A 23295-nucleotide genomic window follows, 5' to 3' on the forward strand; every position below is an offset into this window, starting at 1 on the left:
TGGGTGGCGTACAAGGTAGCTACGGCGACTATTTGTAGCCCGTCAAAGCACTTGGGACAGGAATCGCTGCAGCCGCTCGGTCTTGGCGGCCTCGAATATCTGCTCTGGCGGGCCGGATTCCACGACTTTGCCCTGATCCATGAACACGACGGTGTCCGAAGCCGACCGGGCGAAACCCATTTCGTGCGTTACCACGATCATCGTCATGCCGCCGGCGCCGAGGTCGGCGATGAGCTGGAGAGCGCCCTTGACCATCTCCGGATCCAGCGCGGAAGTCGCCTCGTCGAAGAACATCACCTCTGGAGCCATGGCAAGCGCACGGGCAATCGCAACCCGTTGCTGTTGGCCACCGGACAGCATGCCGGGGCGGGCACCGGCCTTGTGCTTCAGGCCAACTCGCTCCAGCTGAGTCAGCGCGAGCTCACGGGCGGCGTCCGCGGACAGCCCGCGCAACTTGCGCGGTCCCAGAGCGACGTTCTTGAGGATGCTCAGATGCGGGAACAGGTTGTAATTCTGGAACACCATGCCGATGCGCTGGCGCAGCTCGTCGGGATCGTCGTCCAGCACCGACCGCCCGTCGAGCAGGATGTCGCCACTATCGGGTTCGTGTAGTCGATTCAGGGCACGCAGCAGCGTCGACTTACCCGAGCCAGAAGGGCCGATGACGGCCACTGTGCTGCCCGCCGGAGCGTCGAACGTGACGCCGCGCAGCACCTTCGTCCCGCCGAGGGTCTTGTGAATGTCCTTGGCTTCCAAAGAGACTGACGCCCGCGCTGCGGTGCCGGCGGTCATATCATGCCCTGGCCGAGTGTGGAGGTGACCATCGTCGCCGGGTCCTCCGACTCGTTGGCGGGACTGCCGCGGCGCAGCCGGATGTCGATGTAGTTCACCAAATGCGTTAACGGAACAGTCAATAACAGATAGAACAGACCCGCGGCCACCAGCGGTGACAAATTGCCGGTTTGCGCGTTGAGGTCGCGGCCCACCTGAAACAGCTCTCGTTGCTGGGCGACGAGGCCCAGGAAGTACACCAGTGCCGAGCCCTTCAACAACGCGATGAACTGATTGACCAGAGCCGGCAGTACTCGCCGGATGCCCTGTGGCACCACCACCAGCCGCATCGCGGCCGGATAACTGAATCCAAGTGCCCGTGCGGCTTCCAGCTGGCCGGCGTCGACGCTCTGAATTCCCGAGCGCAGGATCTCCCCGATGTAAGCGGCAGCCATCAGCCCCAGCGCGGCGATGCCCAACGGATAGGGGTTGTTGTTGGTCAGCCCGCCGACCAGCGGTCCGATGCCCATCCCGATGATCAGGATGATCACCACTTCAGGTAGACCCCGGAAGATATCGGTGTAGATCCGCGCCGGCCAGCGTAGCCAGCGCGACTGCGACATGCCGGCCATGGCCAGCACCATGCCGAGCGCCAGCCCGATCACGATGGCGCTGTTGGTCAGGATCAGCGTGTTGGGCAGCCCGGTCGTGAGCAGAGCGGGGATGGCTTGTTTGTAGAGATCCCAGTCCAGAAACTGGTCACGCAGTTGCGCGAGCGTGGATTTCGGGGCCGCCGGGCCCACCGGCTTATGGTGATTGCTCGCCGCGATCGCGGCGAAGTCCGGCAGCTGTGGAGTCGGCGCGGCTTTCGATCCGGGTTTCCAGCCCGGCGGCAGCGGCCGCGGGACCCATTCGGAATACAGCTTCGCCCAGGTGCCGTCGGCAATAACCGCGTCCAGCCCAGAGTTCAGGGCAGCGATCAGCGGCGGGTTGTCGTTGGCGACCGCGTAGCCGACGAAGTCGCCGGGGCTGAAGGCATTCGCGACGACCACCGCCGGATCGCCGGGCCGCATCACGTTGGCCGCCAGGGCCGCCGGCGCTACCCACGCGTCGAGTTGGTGCGTCTTGAGGCTGCCGTACACGGTGGCGAAGCCGGGATACTTCACCGGTTGCAGGTGCAGGGTGTCGACGACATAGGACTCCTCGACGGTGCCCTGAACTACCCCGATACGTTGCCCCTCGGCGAGATCACTGAAGGCCTTGATCGGTGATCCGGGCGGCACGATCAGCGCGTAGTAGCCGAAGTCGTAGCCGTTGGTAAACCCGACCGTGCGACGCCGGGCGGCCGTGGCTTTCACCGACGCCGAGCCGACGTCGAAGCGCCGCGACGCCACCTGGGCCAGCAGCGCGGAGAAATCCGTGCTGGCGAAACGGACTTGCAGGCGCAGCTTTTTCGCGATGGCGCCCAGCAGCTGATTGTCGAAGCCGCTGAAGGTGCCGGTGGCGTCGACGCAGACGGACGGCGGGGCGTCCGACAGCGTGCCGACGTTCAGGACGCCCGGCGTGCCGAGGCCTAACGCGTCGACGTTCACGGCGCTGAGCGGCTCGACGGTTGGCGTCGTGTGGTCGGCGTCCTGACCGACGCCGCCGACGGTGGCCAGGTCTTTCGGCAAGGCGGTCGCGCTGTCGGATCCGCCCGGCGCGCATTGGTTCCTATCGGCGAGCGCGGGTGCGGCCAGCACCAGGCCGCACACGATCAGAATTGTCGTGGCCAGTCCGAACAGCTTGGCGCCGCGCTTGGCGCGCGGGCTTTCGCACGGATTCATCACCGCCACGCTATCGACCGAACGGCAACTCGGCGCGATCAGAGCTGTATCAGAGCGCCATCGACGGCGCACCGCAGACCGCCTCGGACTCCGTGAGTACGCCAAGGGGCTCGGGCACAACCTGGCGAGCGTCGTCGGGTGCGGCGAAAACCCTGCGCCGGAACAGTTCGGCCAGCATTGTTTGCGCCATCAAGTAGGCACGGCCGACGCACGCCGCGCGCGCGGCTTCCGGGTCGCGTCGCTGGATCGCCGACGTTTCGTCTTCGTAGTAGGGCAGCATGTCGTCGCGGTTGTTCTGGTAGCTCATCCAGAACGCGTAGGGGATCAGGTCCTGCGAGGCACGGATGGTGGCATGCAGTCGCGGACCCGCGTACTCGTCGTTGACGGTGCGCCGGTACTCCGCGGTGATTTCGGTGAAGACCCGGGAATCCTTCGCGGTGCGCAGAGAGCGCATCAGCGCGTCGAGCTGTCCCAGGATCCGCGGGGTCGGACTGATCGCGGCGCGCGCCGAGGCAATGCCGTTGAGCAAGCCGTCGAGTTCGTGATGCTCGAGGACGGTGGCTTCGTCGAACCGCTCGATGAACGCGCCCCGGTGATAGCGGGTCGACACGATGCCGTCGTGTTCGAGTTGGACCAGGGCCTCTTGAATCGGGACGCGACTGACTCCCAAGCCAAGCGCGATCTCATTGCGGTCGACGCGGTCGCCGCTGCGTAGCTTCCCCGTCAGGACCAGGTTGAGGATGTGGTGGACAACCTGGTCCTTCTCTTTGACCCCGTATTTCTTCGGCATCAGTCTCTTTCGAAAGCGATCCAGCCATCAGCGGAGCAAAGTTTCTCATGACTTGGCGTCTTCGAAAAGGTGTTTGGCGGATGAATTGCAGGCGAACCCGAATTAGCGCGCGTCGCGCCAGCGGCATAATGCCTCGGCGGCGCTGAGGTCGTAGTCGGGACCGTTGACGCCAACGGTCAGCAGCGTCACCCCCAACGCGGTGAGGCCTTCGGCATTGGCGATCAACCCGTCCACACCCTCGCCGCGGCGCACGCCGCTGTTGTCCTCCACACCGGCCGACCTCTCGATGGTGGACGGGTCGCGCCCGACGGCGGCACAGTGTTCGTCCAGCACGGCCGCCGCGCCCGGATAGGTGTCGACGGAGGTGAAGCCGTGCCAAATGTCGCCGTATTCGGCGACCAGTCGCAGCGTCTTTCGCGGACCCTTGCCACCGATGAGTATCGGGATGTCGCGGGTCGGTGCGGGATTGAGCTTGGTCAGCCGCGACGTGATGCGGGGGAATGCGGCCGCCAGGTCGTCGAGGCGGCTCCCCGCGGTGCCGAATTCGTAGCCGTACTCGTCGTAGTCCTTCTCCTTCCAGCCCGATCCGATTCCCAGGATCAACCGGCCCTCGGATATGTGGTCGACGGTGCGCGCCATATCGGCCAGTAGCTCCGGATTGCGGTAGGAGTTACACGTCACCAGCGCGCCGAACTCGATGCGCGATGTCTGCTCGGCCCAGGCCGCCAGAACCGTCCAGCATTCGAAATGCGCTCCCTCGGGATCACCGTAGAGCGGGAAGAAATGATCCCAAGTGAATGCGACGTCGACCCCAATGTCCTCGCAGCGGCGCACGGCGTCGCGGATGTGGCGGTACTCGGGGGCGTGCTGGGGCTGCAGTTGTACACCGATGCGAACGGGACGGGTCATGGGACCACCGTAGGAGCCGCAGCCTCTCAGCGTGCGTCGAGTACCCCGCTCAACAGGTCGATCAGCGCCCGAGGCTGATCGCTTTGCACGGAGTGCCCGGAGTTCTCGACAACGTGCGCCTGACGGAAATACGTTGCGCGGCTGGCAAGTTCGGCGGCATCGTCGTCGGAGACAAACGGCGACGAGCCACCGCGCACCAGAGTGACGGGTGTGGTCAACGCATCGACGTCGCTCCACAAATCACCGAAGTCGGGCACGACGCGGATGGCGTCGTAGCGCCACGCCCAGTTGCCGTTGTCGAGTCGGCGGGAGTTATGGAACACGCCGCGTCGCAGCGCCTTGACCTCGCGGTGCGGTGCCGCGGCGACGGTCAGGTCCAACATGGCCTGGAAGCTGGGGAACTCGCGCTCGCCGGAGACCAGCGCCACCGTGCCCTGTTGCTCGGTGGTCAGCTCGGCATACCGGTGTAACGCCGACGGGGTGACGTCGACGAGAACGAGCTCGCGCACCAGTTCCGGTGCTATCGCACCCACCCGGATCCCGGTCAACCCGCCCAGCGACATGCCCACGATCAGGTCGGCATCGGGGGCGAAGTCACGGAGCACCGGTGCCACGGCGTCGGCGTTGTTCCGCGGCGAGTAATCGCCATCCTCGCGCCAGCCGGAATGACCGTGACCGGGCAGGTCCACTGCCAGCGCCGGCACGCCGAGTCCGACGATGACGGTGTCCCAAGTGTGGGCGTTCTGTCCGCCGCCGTGCAGAAAGACGATCCGCGGGGGAGTGTTGCCCCATCGCAGCGCGCTGATTCTGCCGTTTGGCGTGTCGGCCTCGATCCGTTCTACGTCAGGCAGCGGACCCGTGACGCCGGCCTGCTCGGCGTTCTCGGACAGCAACGAGAATTCGGGCAGCCCGTCCAATTCGTCTGCGGAGATCTCGGTCACGATCTTTGACACTAGAGGACATAACGGCGGCGAATACCGTGGAATCGCTCCCACATCGCGGCACTGCGCTCCGCGGCACTCACCATGGCGGTGTCCGGCGGAAGCATGCGCGCGATGTCGTCGTGTTTGACCACGTGGGTGTCCAGCGCGGCGGGTTCGCCGTCCAGCATGTGGCGGTAGGTCAGGTTGCCGCGCTCGAAGCCCTGGGTGTCCAGCCAGTTGTGGACATTCGGATCACGATGCGCCATGACCAGACGGATGCGCCCGTCGCGGTCGGCTTTGGTGCGGCTCGGCGTGTAGCTCACCGGGCGGTAGAGGTAGTCCATGCTGTTGAAGAAGACGCCCATGTTGGTGAACATCCACAGCCCGTCGTGAGCGTCGAACTCGACGATCAGCGCCTCGTCGGGAGCCAGCTCCCAATACATGTTTGCGGCGGCACGCCCGCGCTTGCTGTCCGCTTCGGTCGCACCGACCCGGGGAAACCTGTTGGGATGCTCGGCGTCGACTCCGCCGTAGGTGAACGGAAACTCTGGCCAGTCAGACATCAGGCCGGAGACGAAATCGCCGGCCCATTCCATCGCCTCGGCCATGATCTCGGGGAAGGGGAGCGGTTTCGGGTCGGCCATGTCGACCCGCTCGATCCGCATCTGGGCAGGGCGCTCGTCCCACCGGTCGAATCCCTGGCGGATGAACAGCTTTCGCGATTGCTCGGTGGTGGGTAGCCAGTTGGGGCCACGCTCGGACCCGCCGATGTAGATCTCGAATTCACCGTCCGCGCCGACGCTGAGTTGACGGCCGAACAGGTTGGCCTCCGGTGTGTCACCGAAGGGTTCATGCAGCACGCCAGGCCCGCGGACTCGCGCGCCCTGCACGGTAACGTTGAAAAACGGTGCGGTGCCACGGTTTCCGCACAGCCGATAGGTCGACTGCCCGTCGATCCAGGCCTGCTGATAGGTGAAGTCGGCGCAGTCCCCGCCGAGCTTGCGGGTCGGGCCGTTGAACGTGTGCAGCACCGGATAGTGGGTGTCGCGCGTCTCGAGCGACAGATCGAAAGCCTGGCCCAGGTTCTGCGTCAGGAAGCGGAACGCGTCGACACGCTGCACCCCCGAGGTGGCGTTGGCGTCTTTGAACACCTGGTCGCCCGCTCGCTGCAGCTGCGCGCAGAACTCGCTCCACGCTGTCCGCAGCGCTACGTCGTCAGCACCGTCGCCGAAAGCCATTGTCACGCACCCAATCTGTCCAGCATTGCCCCGACGACCGCGCAGGCGCGCCGGGCGGATTCCAGACGCCCCTCCTGCTCGATTCGGGGCCCGATCAGTTCCAAGTCGAACCCATGTGAGTAGCCCGCGGCAAGGGTTTGAGCGACGAATTCTTCGATCGGAATCGCGCCGTCGCCGGGAACCGCCCGGCCCGGCAGCGCGCGGTCGCCCAGTACGTAGTCGCTGAGCTGGATGAGCTCGGTTCGCGGCAGGACGCGCTGCACCACCGCCTCGAAATCGCCTTCTGCCCAACAGTGAAAAAGGTCGATGCAGACACCCAGCCCGCTCATCTCGGCCAGCGTGACGGTGTCGCGCAGCGTATGGGCGAGATGCAGGTCGGCATAGAGGCTGGAGGCGTTCTCGACGGCCAGCGCCACACCGGCCTGCTTGGCATGCGCCACGCATGGGGCGATCATCGCGGCGAACCGGTCGGCGGCCTGGCCCCAGGTGAGGGTGTCCCGGCCGCCGGTGAGCAGGTAGACCATGCGTGCCCCCGCGCCGGCCGCGGCGTCGATCACCGGCAGCAGCGCATCCCGCGCGGCGTGCGGGTCGCTGGTCAGCCGGCCGCCGGCGAACAGGTGATAGACCGCCTCCACGGTGTAGCTGTTGCGCTGCAAAAGCTTTGGAAGCTCGGGGTCGAGCAGCTGGCTGTCCAGGATGCTCAATCGGGATACGCCCAGTGCTGCCCAATTCTCTTCCAGCTCGGCCAGCGTGGCACCGTAGAAGGTGACGTTGTGCACCGACAGACGCTGGTGGGCCGCCATCGTGTCAGCCACGGTTCTCGATCGCGACGCCGAATCGTTCGCGGAACGGCTTGAATTCCGCGTGCAGCGCGTCGAGGTCTTCACCGATGTCGATCAAAAGCTGCGTGGAATAGCGGAACTTGCCGTATCGGTCACCGCGATTGTCGGCCAGATAGGCGCGCATCGCGGATTCGGCGTCGGGCGTGACCTCGCGGCCGCAGAACCGGTAGTAGCGCTGCACTGTTCCCACCTGATCGGCGATGAAATCGGTATAGCGGACATGCAAGATGCGCGGATCGTCCACCATCGGATTGCTCATCGTGTTGGCGACGCCGGCACGGGTCAACTCCAGATGCATTTTCGCCAGGGCGTGCAGGTCTACGGGACCGACCATTCCCTCGGCGATGTCGGCCATCATCATGGTGCGTGACGCCGCAACCTGCACCGGGTCGCGGTGCAGCCACACCAGGGTGGCGTCGGGATAAGCCTCGAACATCTCCTTGAGCCGGAAGCCGTGAAAGCCCTTCAGCACCCAGTATTTTCGCGGCCGGCAGTATTGCAGCTGTTGCAGCATGGCCTTGTGCAGCCGGTACTGGGCCGCGGGATCGGCGGCCAGACCGCCGACCAGGGACTGCATCGGCACTCGCCACCACGCTGTCGGTGTCATGACCCGGAAGTCGAACGCCCAGGTGCGTTCGTCCTCGGGTAGGCCGTTGCCGAGCATGTCGTTGTAGGGATGGCTGTGCAGCCATTTGGGCATCTTGCCGTTGATCTCGCGCCAGTCGGAGTCGGCCTGCGCGCGACGGGGATCGTCGGGGCCGGCCAGTCCCGGCGGCGGCGACGGGTACATCACCTCCCAGAAGCGCAACGCCCGCGCGTGCGGGTCGACGGACATCAGCGCGTGCATCAGGGTTGTGCCGGAACGTGGTTCGCCGGTGACGAACATCGGCGCCTCGACAATTTCGTCGCCGATCGGGTAGCGGTTGCGGTCCTCGATAAATTCCAGCCGCGACGTCAGTAGCCATCGGCACACCAGCGCCGCTTCGCGGGCGCCGTCGGCGTCCATGCCGAGGCCGTTCAGATGGTCGGCGGCGATGGCGAAGCGCTCGGGCAACGTGGGGTCGCCGTAGTCGCGCAATCCGGTCTCTGCCTCCGCGGCGCCCAGCAGCTCGGCGGAGTCCAATCGGGCGCTCACGCAAGGTCTCCGCACAGCCGCATCAGTTCATCCTCTGCCGCACGGACATTGGCGGCCGACGACGCAGCGTACGTCAGGCCGGCCATGGCTCCGTAGTCCAGAATCTTGGGGACCCGCAAACCCGCATCCACATAAGTCTTGATGATCTTCGCGACCTCTCGGGGTGTCCCGTGAGGCACGACGGCAAGCAGCATTTCGGGCTGCACGCTGTCCAGGAACGCCAGGATTCGCTCGCGGGTGAGCACCGCGGGGTCGATGTCTTGGAACCCACGCCAACTGTCGCCCATCGGGTGTTCAAACCCGAAGCCGCGCAATGTCTCTGGCGACACCTGCAGTAGAAATGCCTTGACCAGCGGAGCCTGCAGGATCTCGGCCAGGGCGTCGTCGTTCGTGCCGATCAGGCACACTTGCATGAAGCCCGGCGTGATCGCCATCGGATCGCGGCCGGCACGCTCGGCGGATGTCTTTACGGCCGAAAGCATCTCGGCGTAGTGTTCCGGCGTCCAGGCCCCGGCGGGCCACCAGCCGTCGGCGTGACGGCCCGCGATGTCGAGCATGCGCGGGCCGCTGGCGCCGATCCAGATCTGCGGCACGCGGCCCTGGTACGGCTCGGTGTCCATGCGCGCGTGATGCAGCGTGTAGAACTGCCCCTCGAAGTCCACCGGCCCGTCGCTGTCCCAGAGCAGCCGGATCACCGTCAGCGACTCCTCGAAACGGCTGACCGGTCGCGAGAAGTCGAAGCCGTACGGCAGGGTGTTCTCACTCTCACCGCTGCCCAGGCCGAGGATGAATCGTCCTTTGGCCAGATGGTCGATCGTCAGCGCCGTCTGAGCCAGCATGCAGGGGTGGCGCCGCACGGTGTCGACCACGGCGCTCACCAGCGGCACCCGCTCGGTGAGCACGGCGGCCGCGGCAGCAACCGACAGGCCGTCGAGATGGCGATGTGGTGACGGCGACGCGGTGGCGAGATCGGTGAATTCGGGCGTCCAGATCGAGTCCGGCCAGAAGCTGACCATGTGATCGGGCAGCCAGATCGAGTGGTAGCGCCCGCCGTCGAGTTCGGCGAGGCGGGACATGTCGAGAGGCAGGGTCGTGCGCAGGAATGCGGCGGGCTGAACTTTCATCCGTGACCTGGACCTGATTCGTCGATGGAGGGTGCTGCGGGTAATGCTAAGCGACTGCACAGCACGCCGTTCACGGGATGGCAGGTGCACAGCGCTTGCTGACGAATTGAGTGTGAGGCCTTGGCTTCGAGTGTGCGGTCAGGGCGGGAATGTCGGGGTATTTCAACCCTCAGCGCACACAAAACGAGTGTGGGGCGAAGCCGCGCAATGCGACCCCGCCCCACACCCGGTAGAAGCGAACTAGCCCTCGATGATGAACTCTTCGAGCTGCGTGCGCGCAATGTCGTCGGGCAGCTGCTTCGGGGGGCTCTTCATCAGGTAGGCCGACGCCGGGATCACCGGTCCGCCGATGCCGCGGTCCTTGGCGATTTTGGCCGCCCGCACCGCGTCGATGATGACGCCCGCCGAGTTCGGCGAGTCCCACACCTCGAGCTTGTACTCCAGGTTCAGCGGCACGTCACCGAACGCACGGCCTTCCAGCCGCACGTAGGCCCACTTGCGGTCGTCGAGCCAGCCGACGTGGTCGGACGGGCCGATGTGCACGTCCTTCGTCTTGAACTCGCGCTGCAGGTTGGAGGTCACGGCCTGCGTCTTGGAGATCTTCTTGGACTCCAGCCGCTCACGCTCGAGCATGTTGAGGAAGTCCATGTTGCCGCCGACATTGAGCTGCATGGTGCGGTCCAACTGCACACCGCGGTCCTCGAACAGCTTGGCCATCACGCGGTGCGTGATCGTCGCGCCGACCTGGCTCTTGATGTCGTCACCGACGATCGGCACACCGGCGTCGGTGAACTTCTTGGCCCACACCGGGTCCGAGGCGATGAACACCGGCAGCGCGTTGACGAACGCCACGCCGGCGTCGATCGCGCACTGCGCGTAGAACTTGTCGGCCTCCTCGGAGCCCACCGGCAGGTAGGACACCAGCACGTCGACCTTGGCCTCACGCAGCACCTGGACCACGTCGACGGCCTCGGCGTCGGAGATCTCGATGGTCTCGGCGTAGTACTTGCCGATGCCGTCGAGCGTCGGGCCGCGCTGCACCGTCACATTGGTCGGCGGCACGTCGGCGATCTTGATCGTGTTGTTTTCCGACGCGAAGATCGCCTCGGACAGGTCGAACCCGACCTTCTTGGCGTCCACGTCGAACGCGGCCACGAACTTCACGTCGCGTACGTGGTACCGGCCGAACTTGACGTGCATCAGGCCGGGGACGGTGCTGTTCGGGTCGGCGTCGTAGTAGTACTGCACGCCCTGAACCAAGGAGGACGCGCAGTTACCGACGCCGACAATGGCGACTCGTACCTCGGCCGACGCCTCCGGCGCGTTGTGCTGATTCATAGGGCGTTCTCCTTACCTCAATTACCTATGCCTTGGGGGGCTTGCTGATTTCGTGCGCGGTTTATGCCTGCTCGGTGAGCCCGGGCGCCGCCCGCTCCGCGGCGATGAGCTCGTTGAGCCACTTCACTTCGCGCTCACTGGACTCGAGCCCGAGTTGATGAAGTTGCCGCGTGTAGCGGTCGAGTGAATTGCTGGCCCGCGCCACGGCGTCACGCAGACCTTCCCGGCGTTCTTCGACCTGCCGGCGGCGACCTTCGAGGATCCGCATACGAGCCTCCGCCGGAGTGCGATTGAAAAACGCCAGATGCACGCCGAAGCCGTCGTCGGTGTAGTTGTGCGGGCCGGTGTCGGCCACCAACTCGCCGAAACGCTGACGACCCTTCTCGGTGAGCTCGTAGACCCTACGGGCCCGCCGGACCGGAGTACCGGCCGGCGCCGCGTTCTCGGCGATCAACCCATCCGCCTGCATGCGGCGCAGCGCCGGGTAGAGCGAACCGTAGGAAAACGCGCGGAACGCACCGAGTAGGCCGGTCAGCCGCTTGCGCAACTCATAGCCATGCATCGGCGATTCGATGAGGAGGCCAAGGATGGCGAGTTCCAGCATCGGATCACCTCCTTTGCATCACTGGTTACGACGGGTCGACGCCTCGCGTCATAGTATCGCCCCGATATATTAGCCACAACACGACCTAGTGCTGGCATGCGGTCAGTCACCAAGACCGGATTGGTCAGACGGCGCGGGCGCCGCCCTCAGCTGGAGGGGTAGGTCACACGCTTGACGGTGCCGTCACCTGCGAAATCAATCGACCCGCCGCCGTAATCGCTGGAGACGTACACCGACAGCGTCAACGTTCCGGGGGCGGTCGGGTCCTTGGCCGGTTCGATGATCAGGTACGTCGACTTGACGTCGGACGCTTTGATCCCCACCGTCTCGGGGGCCCCGCGCATGATGCCGACCGCAGCCTTGACGTCGAACTTGCCCAGGTCCGCCGTGACGGCCTTGGAGTCGGTCTTGGGCGAGGTGGTCGGGTCGCCCCAGCCGCCGCGATAGTCGTAGTCCAGCACCCGGCGGTCGTCGGACGGGTCCGGGCGATAAATGCTGGCATAGGTTGGGTAGACGAGTAGTCGGTAGCCGATGGTGTCGCCGAATTTCTGGCGGGCCTGCTCCAGCAGGCCGGTGAGCCCGCCGAGCGACTGCAGTTGCTTGGGCGGGGTCAGCACCACGGCCGCGACGCCGTCCGGTTTGGCACCCGGGTCGGCGGTGAAGTCCAGCGGTGAGCTGGTGTTCCCGTACAGCCCCCAGCCCAGGCCCATGCCGAACAGCACCGACACCACCAACGCGGCGATCGCGATGCCTCTGGCGGGAACTCTGGGCAGCGCCGTCGACTTTGCCGCACGCAGCCGCGGCGGCGTGCTGCCCTGCAGGTCCGACACCAGGACCTTCAAATCACCCAACGTCACGGCATTGGTGGCCTTGCTGATGCGCTCGCGGTGTTCCTCGCCGGACAGCTCGCCATCGCCGAGCGCATTGTCGAGCACCGCACACGTGTCTTGCCGGTCGGTGTCTTTGGCGCGGGTTGCGGTTGTCACCCCGCCGCCGAGTGGTGCGCCCAGCCATTTCGCCATGGGGAAGATCGTAGAAGTCACCTGTTGTTACCGCGGCGCGGCAGTGCCGACGGCGTTGGTTGCGTATCGGCGGTGCCGACGGCGACGTACTCTGGTCAACGTGCGACTGCAGCGACAAGTGGTGGACTACGCGCTTCGGCGGCGCTCACTGCTGGCCGAGGTCTACTCGGGCCGCACGGGTGTGTCCGAGGTGTGTGACGCGAACCCCTATTTGCTGCGCGCCGCGAAATTTCACGGCAAAACCAGCCAGGTGATGTGCCCGATCTGCCGAAAGGAGCAGCTGACTCTGGTGTCGTGGGTGTTCGGAGATCACCTGGGTGCGGTGTCGGGTTCGGCCCGCACGGCAGAAGAGCTGATCATGCTGACGACCAAGTTCGCCGAGTTCTCGGTCCACGTGGTCGAGGTGTGCCGAACCTGCAGCTGGAACCACCTAGTCAAGTCGTATGTGCTCGGCGCGGAACGCCCACCCAAGGGGACCCGCGGCCCGCGGACGGCACGCAACGGCGCCCGCACGGCCATTGAATAACGAAGGGCGCCACGGTCAGTCGCCCGATGACCCGAACGGGTCCGCGACTGAGCGTATGGGCACGCAAGCCAATCCTGAGCGTCCGGACGATTCCGACCGTCCGGCGCACCGAGCTGACGGCGGGACCCGGCGCCGGGTTCCTCCGGACGACCGGCAGACGACGATCCTGCCGCCGGTCGTCGATGATCGCTCTCCTCGACGGTCCGACCCCATCGACGAGGTCAGGGCCGCGCTGGACAGCCCGGCGTCCAAGCCCCGGGACGCGATCGACGAAGTGAAGGCCGCCCTCGATGGCCGGTCGAGCACCCCGCCGCGGCGCGACCGCCCGCTCTCGGGTCGCCCACCGGAAGGCCCCCCGCCGCCACCGCGACGTCCCGGCCCGCCCGGCGGTGCCGACGGGCCGAGCCACCGGGCTCCCGGGCCGGGGGTGGACTGGAGCTGGGTCGAGCAGATCAACTGGCGGTGGGTGCGGCGCGCGGCCTACCTCACTGCGGCGGTCCTGATCCTGTTGCCCATCGTCACCTTCACGATGGCGTATTTCATCGTCGACATTCCCAAGCCGGGCAACATCCGCACCAACCAGGTCTCCACCATCCTGGCCAGCGACGGCTCGGAGATCGCGAGAATCGTTCCTCCCGAGGGCAATCGGGTAGACGTCAACATCAACCAAGTGCCGGTGCACGTCCGCCAGGCCGTCATCGCCGCCGAAGACCGCAACTTCTATTCGAACCCCGGCTTCGACTTCGCCGGCTTCGCGCGCGCCGTGCAGAACAACCTTTTCGGCAACGGCGATCTGCAGGGCGGGTCGACGATCACGCAGCAATACGTGAAGAACGCGCTCGTCGGGTCCGCTCAGCACGGATTCGCGGGTCTGCTGCGAAAGTCGAAGGAACTCGTCATCGCCACCAAGATGTCGGGGGAGTGGTCCAAAGATGAAGTGCTGCAGGCCTACCTGAACATCATTTACTTCGGGCGCGGCGCCTACGGGATTTCGGCGGCGTCCAAGGCCTACTTCGACAAGCCCGTCGACCAGCTCAGCGTTTCCGAGGGAGCGCTCTTGGCGGCGCTGATTCGCCGGCCGTCCTCGCTGGACCCGGCTGTGGATCCCAAGGGCGCCGAGGCTCGCTGGAACTGGGTGCTCGACGGCATGGTGGAAACAAAGGCGTTATCGGCGAGCGATCGTGCGGCACAGACATTTCCCCAGACCGTCCCGCCCGATCAGGCCCGGGCGCAGAACCAGACCACCGGCCCCAACGGCCTGATCCAGCGTCAGGTCACCAAAGAGCTGATGGAGCTATTCAACATCGACGAGCAGACCCTGAACACGCAGGGCCTGCAGGTCACCACCACGATCGACCCGAAGGCCCAGCAGGCCGCCGAGAAGGCGGTGTCGAAATACCTTGACGGGCAAGACCCCGACATGCGCTCGGCCGTGGTGTCCATCGACCCGCACAACGGCGCGGTCCGCGCTTACTACGGCGGCGCGGACGCGAACGGCTTCGACTTCGCCCAGGCCGGGCTGCAGACGGGATCGTCGTTCAAGGTGTTCGCGTTGATCGCCGCCCTCGAGCAGAACATCGGCTTGGGCTTCCAGATCGACAGCTCGCCGCTGACCGTCGACGGCATCAAAATCACCAACGTCGACGGCGAAAACTGTGGCACCTGCAATATCGCCGAGGCGCTCAAGATGTCGCTGAACACCGCCTACTACCGGCTGATGCTCAAGCTGAAAAACGGACCCCAGGCTGTCGCCGACGCCGCGTTCCAGGCCGGCGTCGCCAAGAGTTTCCCCGGTGTCCCGCACACGCTGTCCGAGGACGGCAAGGGCGGCCCACCCAACAATGGAATTGTGCTGGGCCAGTATCAAACTCGGCCGGTCGACATGGCCTCGGCATATGCGACGCTGGCCGCTTCCGGCGTGTACCACCCGCCGCATCTGGTGCAGAAGGTCGTCAACGCCGATGGCCAAGTACTTTTCGACGCCGGCAACTCCGACAAGGGCGCCGACCAACGCATCGACAAGGCGGTCGCCGACAACACCACCGCGGCCATGCAACCGATCGCCGCCTATTCGCGGGGCCACGCCCTGTCGGGCGGCCGGGCGTCGGCGGCCAAGACCGGCACGGTGCAGCTGGGCGACACCCAAGCCAACAAGGATGCGTGGATGGTCGGCTACACCCCGTCGTTGTCGACGGCGGTGTGGGTGGGAACCGTCCAGGACAATGTGCCTCTGGTAACCGCTTCGGGCGCAGAGGTTTACGGCTCGGGCTTGCCATCGGATATCTGGAAGTCGACGATGGACGGCGCGCTGAAGGGCACCTCCAACGAGACCTTTCCCAAGCCGACCGAGATCGGTGGCTACGCGGGTGTGCCCGTCGCGCCCCCGCCGCCGCCGCCGTCGGAGACCGTCATCCAGCCGACCATCGAGGTGGCGCCAGGCATCACCATTCCGGTCGGACCGCCCACGACGATCACTGCGGCACCCCCGCCCCCACCCGGGGCGCCGCCGCCGGCGCCACCATTCGGGCAACCGCCACCGTGACCGGCGCTCGGCAGGAGAGCGCCACCATTTCCCCGCGGACGCTGGCCGACGATCTGCGTAGCGCGGACAACCGTGATTGCCCCAGCCACACCGACTCTTTGGGCTCCGCGTTCGCCGATGCCATCGGCGGTCCGGTGGGCCGGCATGCGCTGATCGGGCGTTCCCGGTGGATGACGCCGGTGCGGGTGATGTTCGTGATCGCCCTGGTATTCATGGCGCTGGGCTGGTCGACCAAGGCGGCTTGCCTGCAGAGCTCCGGTACCGGAACCGGCGATCAGCGGGTCGCCAACTGGGACAACCAGCGCGCCTACTACGAGTTGTGCTATTCGGATACGGTGCCGCTGTACGGCGCGGAGTTGTTGAACAAGGGCATGTTTCCGTACAAGTCGAGCTGGGTCGAGACCGATTCCAGTGGTGCGCAGCAGACCCGCTACGACGGCAAGCCCGCGGTGCGCTACATGGAGTATCCGGTGCTGACCGGCCTCTACCAGTACACCTCGATGGCGCTGGCCAAGACCTACACCGCGTTGACCAAGCTGGCCCCCCTTCCGGTGATCGCCGAGGTGGTCATGTTTTTCGACGTCGCAGCGTTCGGGCTGGCGCTGGCCTGGCTGGCCACCGTATGGGCGACCGCCGGCCTGTCCGGCCGCCGCATCTGGGATGCGGCCCTGGTGGCCGGCTCGCCGCTGTTGATCTTTCAGATATTCACCAACTTCGATGCGCTCGCAACGGCATTCGCGATGAGCGGACTGCTGGCATGGGCGCGGCGAAAACCGGTGCTGGCCGGCGTGCTGATCGGGTTGGGCGCCGCGGCCAAGCTGTACCCCCTATTGTTCCTGGGCCCGATGTTGGTGCTGGCCATCCGGACCCGGCGCTTTAGCGCCCTGGCCCGCACCGCGGGAGCAGCCGCAGCGACCTGGGTGTTGGTGAATCTGCCTGTGCTGGTGCTGTTTCCGCGGGGCTGGTCGGAATTCTTCCGGCTGAACGCCCGCCGGGGTGACGACATGGACTCGCTGTACAACGTCGTGAAGTCGTTCACCGGTTGGCGCGGCTTCGATCCCAAGCTGGGTTTCTGGGAGGCGCCCACGGTGCTGAACGCCGTAGTCCTCGTGTCTTTCGTGGCCTGTTGTGCGGCAATCACTTACGTTGCGCTCACCGCCCCGCAGCGGCCCCGGGTGGCGCAGCTGTTGTTTCTGGTCGTCGCCGCGTTCCTGTTGACCAACAAGGTGTGGAGCCCGCAGTTCTCGCTGTGGTTGGTGCCGCTGGCGGTGCTGGCGTTGCCGCATCGACGAGTGCTGCTGGCGTGGATGACGATCGACGCGCTGGTGTGGGTGCCGCGGATGTACTACCTCTACGGCAACCCGAATCGTGCTCTGCCGGAACAGTTTTTCACCACCACGGTGTTGCTGCGCGACATCGCGGTCGTCGCACTGTGCGCGTTGGTGATCCGCCAGATCTACCGGCCCGACGAAGATCTGGTGCGCTGGGACGGACGCGTGGACGACCCGGCGGGTGGGCCGTTCGACCGCGCTCCCGATGCGCCGCCCGGATGGCTGCCCGACTGGCTGCGTCCGACCCGGTCGCGACGTTCGGCCGCGCCGGCGCTCCCACTCGACACCGACGCCGAACTCGAGACGGCAACAAGGCAGGCGTGATGCTGGTCGCCATCCCATTGTTCCCGCGCTTCACCGCACTCGACGCCGTTGGGCCTTACGAAGTGCTGCAACGCATTCCGTCGATCGACGTGATATTCGTCGGGCACCGCCGCGGTGAGGTACGCACGGAGAACGGCATGCTCGGCGTCGCCTGTGACGCCAGCTTCGACGAAATCAGCGCGCCCGACGTGGTGGTGGTCCCCGGCGGCATCGGCACCCGCCAGCTGATTCACGACGAGCCCGTTCGCGCCTGGCTGCAGGCGGTACACCCGACCACCACATTCACCACCTCGGTGTGCACGGGTGCGCTGTTGCTTGCCGCCGCGGGATTGCTCGACGGGCTCACCGCGACCACGCATTGGCGGGCCGCCGATCTGCTCAACGAGTTGGGGGCACGCTACGTGTCCGACCGGGTCGTCGAGCACTTGCCGCAGCGCATCATCACCGCGGCCGGGGTGTCCAGCGGCATCGACATGGCCCTGCGGCTGGCCGAGCTTCTCGTGGACCGGGAGGCCGCGCAGGCCGCGCAGCTGCTCATCGAGTACGACCCGCGGCCGCCGTTCGACTCCGGTGCGCTCGCCAAGGCAGACGACGCGACCAAGGCCCGGGCCGAGGAATACCTGCGCCAGCGGCGGTAACCGCTTACCAAGGTCAACGGCGGCAATAAGACGGCCCCCGCGATGGCCGCCGGCGTCTCGAACCACGGATGGACCTACCGCGACATCACCGCCCTACTCGACTAGACGTCGCTGCGCGGTGTGCCTTAGTCATCCCACGTGAGGCCGTATGGCCCTAGGTGCGCACGCGACACAGGCAAATGCTTGCGGATATGAGCGGCCAAGGCTATGACGGTGGACTGGGCGTGGGCCAGCCCGCCCCAGGCGCTCAGCCGCTGACACATGTTGAGGCGCTACGGCTATTGGCCAGCATCAGCTATGGGCGGGTCGTCTTCACCCTCGACGCGCTTCCCGCGATTCGCCCCGTTAATCACCTGCTCGACGAAGACCGGATCATCATCCGTACCCGCCTGTCGGCTTCGATCTCCGCTTCCGTGCGATCCAGCGAACGCATCGTCGTGGCGTATGAAGCCGACAGCCTCGACCCCCAGACCCAGACGGGTTGGAGCGTCGTCGTCACCGGACACGCACGCACCATCACCGACCGCACCCAAATCTCGCGCTACGAGCAACTACTCCACCCGTGGGTCAACCACGCTGACACCGTCGTGGCCATCGACCCTGTCATCATCACCGGCCTCCGCATCGCGGCCACGAACGCGCCGGACTGACCCACTACCGGATTGCCGGGAGTTTGGGGGCCAGCCGGTCGTCCGGTACCCTGATGCGGTTGCCGACGCAGGCGACTCTCCTGCCACGGAACGACCGTGGCCGTACAGACCAGAGGAGGTGGTGAGGTTTCCATGCGTCCATACGAAATCATGGTCATTCTTGACCCCACACTTGATGAGCGCACTGTTGCTCCGTCCCTGGAGACGTTCCTCAACGTCGTCCGTAAAGACGGCGGATCCGTCGACAAGGTGGACATCTGGGGTAAGCGCCGGCTGGCCTACGAGATCGCCAAGCACGCCGAAGGCATCTACGTGATCGTCGACCTCAAGGCGGAGCCGGCCACGGTTTCCGAGCTCGACCGTCAGCTGAGCCTCAACGAGTCGGTGTTGCGCACCAAGGTGATGCGCACCGACAAGCACTAAGCGGGGTAGCGCGCACGCTCCCCGCCGTCGGCGCCCTTGCGTAGGCTCAGCGAGAACATGCTCATGACCGTTTACCGTCCCCAGGCGGACTCAGGAGGAAATTGTGGCTGGTGACACCACTATCACCGTTGTCGGAAACCTGACTGCCGACCCCGAACTGCGGTTCACTCCGTCGGGTGCCGCCGTCGCGAATTTCACCGTGGCGTCGACACCCCGGATCTTTGACCGCCAGAGTTCGGAATGGAAAGACGGCGAGGCGCTGTTCTTGCGGTGCAACATCTGGCGCGAGGCCGCGGAGAATGTCGCGGAAAGCCTCACCCGCGGGTCGCGGGTGATCGTCACCGGACGGCTCAAGCAGCGCTCGTTCGAAACCCGCGAAGGCGAGAAGCGCACCGTCTTCGAGGTTGAGGTCGACGAGATCGGGCCCTCGCTGCGGTATGCCACCGCCAAGGTCAACAAGGCCAGCCGCAGTGGTGGCGGCGGTGGTGGCTTCGGCAGCGGCGGGGGCTCTCGGCAGGCGCCCCCGGCGCAGGCGCAGGCAGGCGGCGCTCCGGCTGACGACCCGTGGGGCAGTGCCCCCGCATCGGGCTCCTTCGCCGGCGGCGACGAAGAACCGCCGTTCTGACGTCAACCAACACAAGACCAGTAGCAAACGGAAAGAAAGAAACACATGCCCAAGTCCACGAAACGGCGCCCGGCTCCGGAAAAGCCGATCAAGACACGGAAATGCGTCTTTTGCTCGAAGAAGGGCCAACCGATCAACTACAAGGACACCAACTTGCTGCGCACCTACATCAGCGAGCGCGGCAAGATCCGGGCCCGTCGGGTCACCGGTAACTGCGTGCAGCACCAGCGCGACATTGCGATCGCGGTGAAGAACGCCCGCGAGGTGGCCTTGCTGCCCTTCACTTCGTCGGCGCGATAACCGCCGCACGCCAACCGAAAGTACGAAAACGATGAAGCTGATTCTGACGGCCGACGTCGACCATCTCGGTACCATCGGCGAGACTGTCGAGGTCAAAGACGGGTACGGCCGTAACTTCCTCCTTCCGCGTGGCCTGGCGATTCTCGCTTCGCGCGGTGCCCAGAAGCAGGCCGACGAGATCCGACGGGCTCGCGAAACCAAGGTGGTGCGCGATCTCGGCCACGCCAACGAGATCAAGACGGCGATCGAGGCGCTGGGTCCGGTCTCGCTGCCGGTGAAAACGGCGGCCGATTCCGGCAAGTTGTTCGGCTCGGTGACCGCCGGTGATGTCGCCGCGGCAATCAAGAAGGCCGGCGGCCCGAATCTCGACAAGCGCATTATTAGGTTGCCCAAGTCGCATATCAAGGCGGTCGGCAGCCATTCGGTCGCGGTGCATCTGCACCCCGAGATCAATGTCGACGTCGCGCTCAACGTCGTAGCGGATAGCTAACTCAGCACTGTTTGTCGACATCCGGCGGCTGCCCTAAATCGGGGGCCGCCGGATTTTGTCGTGCCGTCAGCGCGACGAGAGGTTCCGCTGTGGATGGCCCTCGTGTGTCGGGCTGGCGAACTATTTCCGTGACGTCGCCGAGGGGGCCCCTTAACCCCCCCGTAACTCAGCGAAAATATGGCCGAAAGCCAACACGCCCGGCGCAGTAACCTGCGACGACACGCCGAAGAGATTCTTCTCCACACTAATTCACCCGTTGTGTACGACCCTTATCAGCAGGGATGTCGCAGCGCCGCGTTTTAATCCACAGGTTCTCCACAACCCACTCAACACAGGTGTCGATGGATATGCACACACGATGCACAACCTTATGAACAGCGGCCCTTTCAAGTGCTGCCCAGCAACGCTTACGGTCTTCCAGGCGCGAGGCTTACGGGTGCTTGGTTCAGGGGTGTGTGAGCGTCCGGACCTACGCTGCAAGTGTCGGCTGTCGAATGTATGTTCGTATGCGTGTTGCAGAGAGGTGAGAGCCCGTGGCGGTCGTTGATGACCTAGCGCAGGGCATGGACGCTTCACCGCCCAGCGAGGAGTTCAGCCGTCAGCCACCGCAGGATCTGGCCGCGGAGCAGTCGGTGCTGGGCGGGATGCTGCTGAGCAAGGACGCCATCGCCGATGTGCTGGAACGGCTGCGGCCCGGCGACTTCTATCGCCCCGCACACCAGAACGTCTACGACGCGATCCTGGACCTGTACGGGCGCGGGGAGCCCGCCGACGCGGTGACCGTGGCCGCCGAATTGGATCGCCGCGGGATGCTGCGCCGGATCGGCGGGGCGCCCTATCTGCACACGCTGATCTCCACGGTGCCGACCGCGGCCAACGCCGGGTACTACGCGACCATCGTGGCCGAGAAGGCACTGCTGCGCCGCCTTGTGGAGGCGGGAACGCGGGTCGTGCAGTACGGCTACGCCGGCGCCGAGGGTGCGGACGTGGCCGAGATCGTGGACCGCGCGCAGGCCGAGATCTACGATGTCGCCGAGCGCCGGCTCTCGGAGGACTTCGTTCCGCTCGAGGATCTGCTGCAGCCGACGATGGACGAGATCGACGCCATCGCATCCAACGGCGGCGTCGCACGCGGCGTGCCGACCGGTTTCACCGAACTCGACGAGGTGACCAACGGTCTGCACGCCGGGCAGATGATCATCGTCGCGGCCAGACCTGGAGTCGGGAAATCGACGCTGGGATTGGATTTTTTGCGTTCATGCTCCATCAAGCACCGGATGGCCAGCGTCATCTTCTCGCTGGAAATGAGCAAGTCCGAGATCGTGATGCGGCTGCTGTCGGCCGAGGCGAAGATCAAGCTGGCCGATATGCGTTCGGGCCGAATGAACGATGACGACTGGACCCGGCTGGCGCGGCGGATGAGCGAAATCAGCGAGGCGCCACTGTATATCGATGACTCGCCGAATCTGACCATGATGGAGATCCGCGCCAAGGCACGCCGGCTGAAGCAGAAGGCCGACCTGCGTCTGGTCGTGGTCGATTATCTGCAGCTGATGTCGTCGGGCAAGAAGGTCGAGTCGCGGCAGCTGGAGGTTTCCGAATTTTCGCGTCAACTCAAGCTTTTGGCCAAGGAGATCGAGGTTCCGGTGGTGGCGATCAGCCAGCTGAACCGTGGTCCCGAGCAGCGCACCGACAAGAAGCCGATGCTGTCCGACCTTCGTGAGTCGGGATCGCTGGAGCAGGATGCGGACATGGTCATCCTCCTGAACCGGCCGGATGCTTTCGAGCGCGACGACCCGCGTGGGGGAGAGGCCGACTTCATTCTGGCCAAGCACCGCAACGGCCCGACCAAGACCGTTACCGTCGCCCACCAGCTGCACCTGTCGCGCTTCGCCAACATGGCGCGGTAGGAGGGAGAGTAGAGGCGGCCGCGGCGGTTAGTAGGCGGTAGGACTAGGGCAAACACGGCGGGTCGAGATAAGACCGTTTTTGCTAGGTGGCTGTCATGGGGTGAAGGTGGCCAGTGCGGTGACGTGAATCTCGGCGTACGGCCGGATCGGCAAGCTGGCAAGCGCCTCCTCCAAAGCGTCTGCATCAGTGGCTGACCAGATGCCGATGTTTGTCCGAGTACCAGGCAACCGCCAGAGTTGCCGAATCACGCCCTGCGACAGCAGCTCTCGGCCTCTAGACCGTTCACGCTCGATGAGAGCCACACGTTCGCCCTCGGGCAGCTCGTAGGCGCGGGCAACGTCCACGCGAATTAGAAAGTCCATCTTCCTCATCATCCTTTCGGTGTTGCCACTGCTTTGGCCCGTGGCCGGTTTTCAATCGATGGCGTGGCCTCTGTGGATGAGCACGATCTCTGCGTGACATGGGTCGCAAGCTAGCTCTCGCGCGCTGGTGCCCATTGTTTAGCGCATTCACCGCTCAAACTGCTCCGCACCCCTAGCGCCGTGTCACCCCAGCTATCAAGCCGGGCGAAGCGCAGGCGCCCAGTCCAGAATCCGTGTGGGACCCAGTCCGCGTCGCCGTAGCCTCGCCGCCGAAGAGCGCGTGCTAGTCGAGAACCGCGATCGCCTCCACCTCGACGAGGTGCTCAGGCTGGAACAACGCGGCGACACCAATCAAAGTGCCCGGCGGCACGAACGTGGCGACACCGAGTTTCGCGCAGGCTCGGGCACGGCCCTCCTGCACTAAGGGCATCTTGTCCAGAGTCCAATCGGCCACGTAGATGGTTAATTTGGCGATGTCGTCGAAGGAGCCGCAATCTCGGCGAGTGCGGCACCGACGTTGAGAAAACACTGCTCGACCTGCGCGGTGAGGTCGCCCTCGCCAACCAGCGCTCCATCGGCGTCCCAGGCGACCTGCCCGGCCATGAACACGAGCTTGGAACCGGTAGCAATCGACACCTGGCGGTGAAAGTC

At 65.5% G+C, this 23295-nt stretch carries 25 protein-coding genes; 10 read left to right on the top strand and 15 right to left on the bottom strand.

Annotation, left to right across the window (positions count from 1 at the left end; all coding sequences use genetic code 11):
* Positions 1-42: 42 nt before the first annotated feature.
* The 12 genes from ACZY0B_RS15075 to ACZY0B_RS15130 form a co-directional block, all read right to left on the bottom strand.
* Complete coding sequence (locus ACZY0B_RS15075; RefSeq protein WP_463764928.1) at positions 43-792, bottom strand: amino acid ABC transporter ATP-binding protein; 750 nt, start codon at positions 790-792, stop codon at positions 43-45.
* The gene (locus tag ACZY0B_RS15080) at positions 789-2597 is read right to left on the bottom strand and encodes an ABC transporter substrate-binding protein/permease (RefSeq protein WP_463764929.1); all 1809 of its coding nucleotides are present in this window, start codon (positions 2595-2597) and stop codon (positions 789-791) included. The genes ACZY0B_RS15075 and ACZY0B_RS15080 overlap by 4 nt, the downstream gene beginning before the upstream one ends.
* Before the next feature lie 49 nt (positions 2598-2646).
* Positions 2647-3387, bottom strand: a complete 741-nt coding sequence (locus ACZY0B_RS15085; protein ID WP_463764930.1) for a GntR family transcriptional regulator — start codon at positions 3385-3387, stop codon at positions 2647-2649.
* 102 nt (positions 3388-3489) lie between these two features.
* Positions 3490-4296, bottom strand: a complete 807-nt coding sequence (locus ACZY0B_RS15090; RefSeq protein ID WP_463764931.1) for an LLM class F420-dependent oxidoreductase — start codon at positions 4294-4296, stop codon at positions 3490-3492.
* 26 nt (positions 4297-4322) lie between these two features.
* Positions 4323-5237 carry an alpha/beta fold hydrolase gene (locus ACZY0B_RS15095; protein ID WP_463764932.1) on the bottom strand — a complete coding sequence of 305 codons (915 nt, stop codon included), beginning with the start codon at positions 5235-5237 and terminating at the stop codon, positions 4323-4325.
* Positions 5238-5248: 11 nt separating this feature from the next.
* Positions 5249-6457: a DUF1214 domain-containing protein gene (locus ACZY0B_RS15100; RefSeq protein ID WP_463764956.1), complete on the bottom strand. Its 1209-nt coding sequence runs from the start codon at positions 6455-6457 to the stop codon at positions 5249-5251.
* A gap of 2 nt (positions 6458-6459) precedes the next feature.
* A complete protein-coding gene (locus ACZY0B_RS15105; protein WP_463764957.1) occupies positions 6460-7260 on the bottom strand; it encodes a sugar phosphate isomerase/epimerase family protein in 801 nt (266 codons plus the stop codon).
* A gap of 4 nt (positions 7261-7264) precedes the next feature.
* A complete protein-coding gene (locus ACZY0B_RS15110) occupies positions 7265-8434 on the bottom strand; it encodes a sulfotransferase family protein (RefSeq protein ID WP_463764933.1) in 1170 nt (389 codons plus the stop codon).
* Positions 8431-9558, bottom strand: coding sequence for an LLM class flavin-dependent oxidoreductase (locus tag ACZY0B_RS15115; RefSeq protein ID WP_463764934.1), 1128 nt, complete (start codon positions 9556-9558; stop codon positions 8431-8433). The genes ACZY0B_RS15110 and ACZY0B_RS15115 overlap by 4 nt, the downstream gene beginning before the upstream one ends.
* Before the next feature lie 240 nt (positions 9559-9798).
* Complete coding sequence (locus ACZY0B_RS15120; RefSeq protein WP_463764935.1) at positions 9799-10896, bottom strand: inositol-3-phosphate synthase; 1098 nt, start codon at positions 10894-10896, stop codon at positions 9799-9801.
* A 61-nt stretch (positions 10897-10957) separates the two neighbouring features.
* Positions 10958-11500: a PadR family transcriptional regulator gene (locus tag ACZY0B_RS15125; RefSeq protein WP_463764936.1), complete on the bottom strand. Its 543-nt coding sequence runs from the start codon at positions 11498-11500 to the stop codon at positions 10958-10960.
* A 146-nt stretch (positions 11501-11646) separates the two neighbouring features.
* On the bottom strand, positions 11647-12522 hold the full coding sequence (locus tag ACZY0B_RS15130) for a DUF1707 SHOCT-like domain-containing protein (protein ID WP_463764937.1): 876 nt from the start codon (positions 12520-12522) through the stop codon (positions 11647-11649).
* Positions 12523-12622: 100 nt separating this feature from the next.
* Here ACZY0B_RS15130 and ACZY0B_RS15135 point away from each other — a divergent pair, with 100 nt between their 5' ends.
* The 10 genes from ACZY0B_RS15135 (at position 12623) to dnaB (ending at position 22281) form a co-directional block, all read left to right on the top strand.
* Positions 12623-13048, top strand: a complete 426-nt coding sequence (locus ACZY0B_RS15135; protein ID WP_463764938.1) for a DUF5318 domain-containing protein — start codon at positions 12623-12625, stop codon at positions 13046-13048.
* Positions 13041-15590: a transglycosylase domain-containing protein gene (locus ACZY0B_RS15140; protein WP_463764939.1), complete on the top strand. Its 2550-nt coding sequence runs from the start codon at positions 13041-13043 to the stop codon at positions 15588-15590. The genes ACZY0B_RS15135 and ACZY0B_RS15140 overlap by 8 nt, the downstream gene beginning before the upstream one ends.
* Positions 15587-17245 (top strand): glycosyltransferase family 87 protein, encoded by a 1659-nt coding sequence (locus ACZY0B_RS15145; RefSeq protein ID WP_463764940.1) that lies wholly within the window; start codon positions 15587-15589, stop codon positions 17243-17245. Before ACZY0B_RS15140 ends, ACZY0B_RS15145 begins: the two co-directional genes overlap by 4 nt.
* Positions 17245-17883, top strand: coding sequence for a DJ-1/PfpI family protein (locus tag ACZY0B_RS15150; protein ID WP_463764941.1), 639 nt, complete (start codon positions 17245-17247; stop codon positions 17881-17883). The genes ACZY0B_RS15145 and ACZY0B_RS15150 overlap by 1 nt, the downstream gene beginning before the upstream one ends.
* Positions 17884-18074: 191 nt before the next feature.
* Positions 18075-18533, top strand: coding sequence for a pyridoxamine 5'-phosphate oxidase family protein (locus ACZY0B_RS15155; protein ID WP_463764942.1), 459 nt, complete (start codon positions 18075-18077; stop codon positions 18531-18533).
* Between the two features lie 132 nt (positions 18534-18665).
* Complete coding sequence (gene rpsF / locus ACZY0B_RS15160) at positions 18666-18956, top strand: 30S ribosomal protein S6 (RefSeq protein WP_463764943.1); 291 nt, start codon at positions 18666-18668, stop codon at positions 18954-18956.
* 103 nt (positions 18957-19059) lie between these two features.
* The gene (locus tag ACZY0B_RS15165; protein WP_463764944.1) at positions 19060-19581 is read left to right on the top strand and encodes a single-stranded DNA-binding protein; all 522 of its coding nucleotides are present in this window, start codon (positions 19060-19062) and stop codon (positions 19579-19581) included.
* Positions 19582-19626: 45 nt separating this feature from the next.
* A complete protein-coding gene (gene rpsR, locus ACZY0B_RS15170) occupies positions 19627-19881 on the top strand; it encodes a 30S ribosomal protein S18 (RefSeq protein WP_463764945.1) in 255 nt (84 codons plus the stop codon).
* A gap of 31 nt (positions 19882-19912) precedes the next feature.
* Entirely contained in the window at positions 19913-20371 is a 459-nt protein-coding gene (gene rplI / locus ACZY0B_RS15175; RefSeq protein WP_463764946.1) for a 50S ribosomal protein L9, read from the top strand.
* 533 nt (positions 20372-20904) lie between these two features.
* Positions 20905-22281 carry a replicative DNA helicase gene (gene dnaB, locus ACZY0B_RS15180; RefSeq protein ID WP_463764947.1) on the top strand — a complete coding sequence of 459 codons (1377 nt, stop codon included), beginning with the start codon at positions 20905-20907 and terminating at the stop codon, positions 22279-22281.
* A gap of 93 nt (positions 22282-22374) precedes the next feature.
* On the opposite strand, the gene ACZY0B_RS15185 is transcribed toward dnaB, so the two are convergent.
* The 3 genes from ACZY0B_RS15185 to ACZY0B_RS15195 all read right to left on the bottom strand — a co-directional run.
* On the bottom strand, positions 22375-22644 hold the full coding sequence (locus tag ACZY0B_RS15185) for a muconolactone Delta-isomerase family protein (RefSeq protein ID WP_463764948.1): 270 nt from the start codon (positions 22642-22644) through the stop codon (positions 22375-22377).
* Between the two features lie 283 nt (positions 22645-22927).
* Positions 22928-23074 carry a hypothetical protein gene (locus tag ACZY0B_RS15190; RefSeq protein WP_463764949.1) on the bottom strand — a complete coding sequence of 49 codons (147 nt, stop codon included), beginning with the start codon at positions 23072-23074 and terminating at the stop codon, positions 22928-22930.
* A 32-nt stretch (positions 23075-23106) separates the two neighbouring features.
* A partial coding sequence (locus ACZY0B_RS15195) for a RidA family protein (protein WP_463764950.1) occupies positions 23107-23295 on the bottom strand: 189 nt, incomplete at its 5' end.

It is taken from the genome of Mycobacterium sp. IDUB_19 (assembly GCF_055419445.1).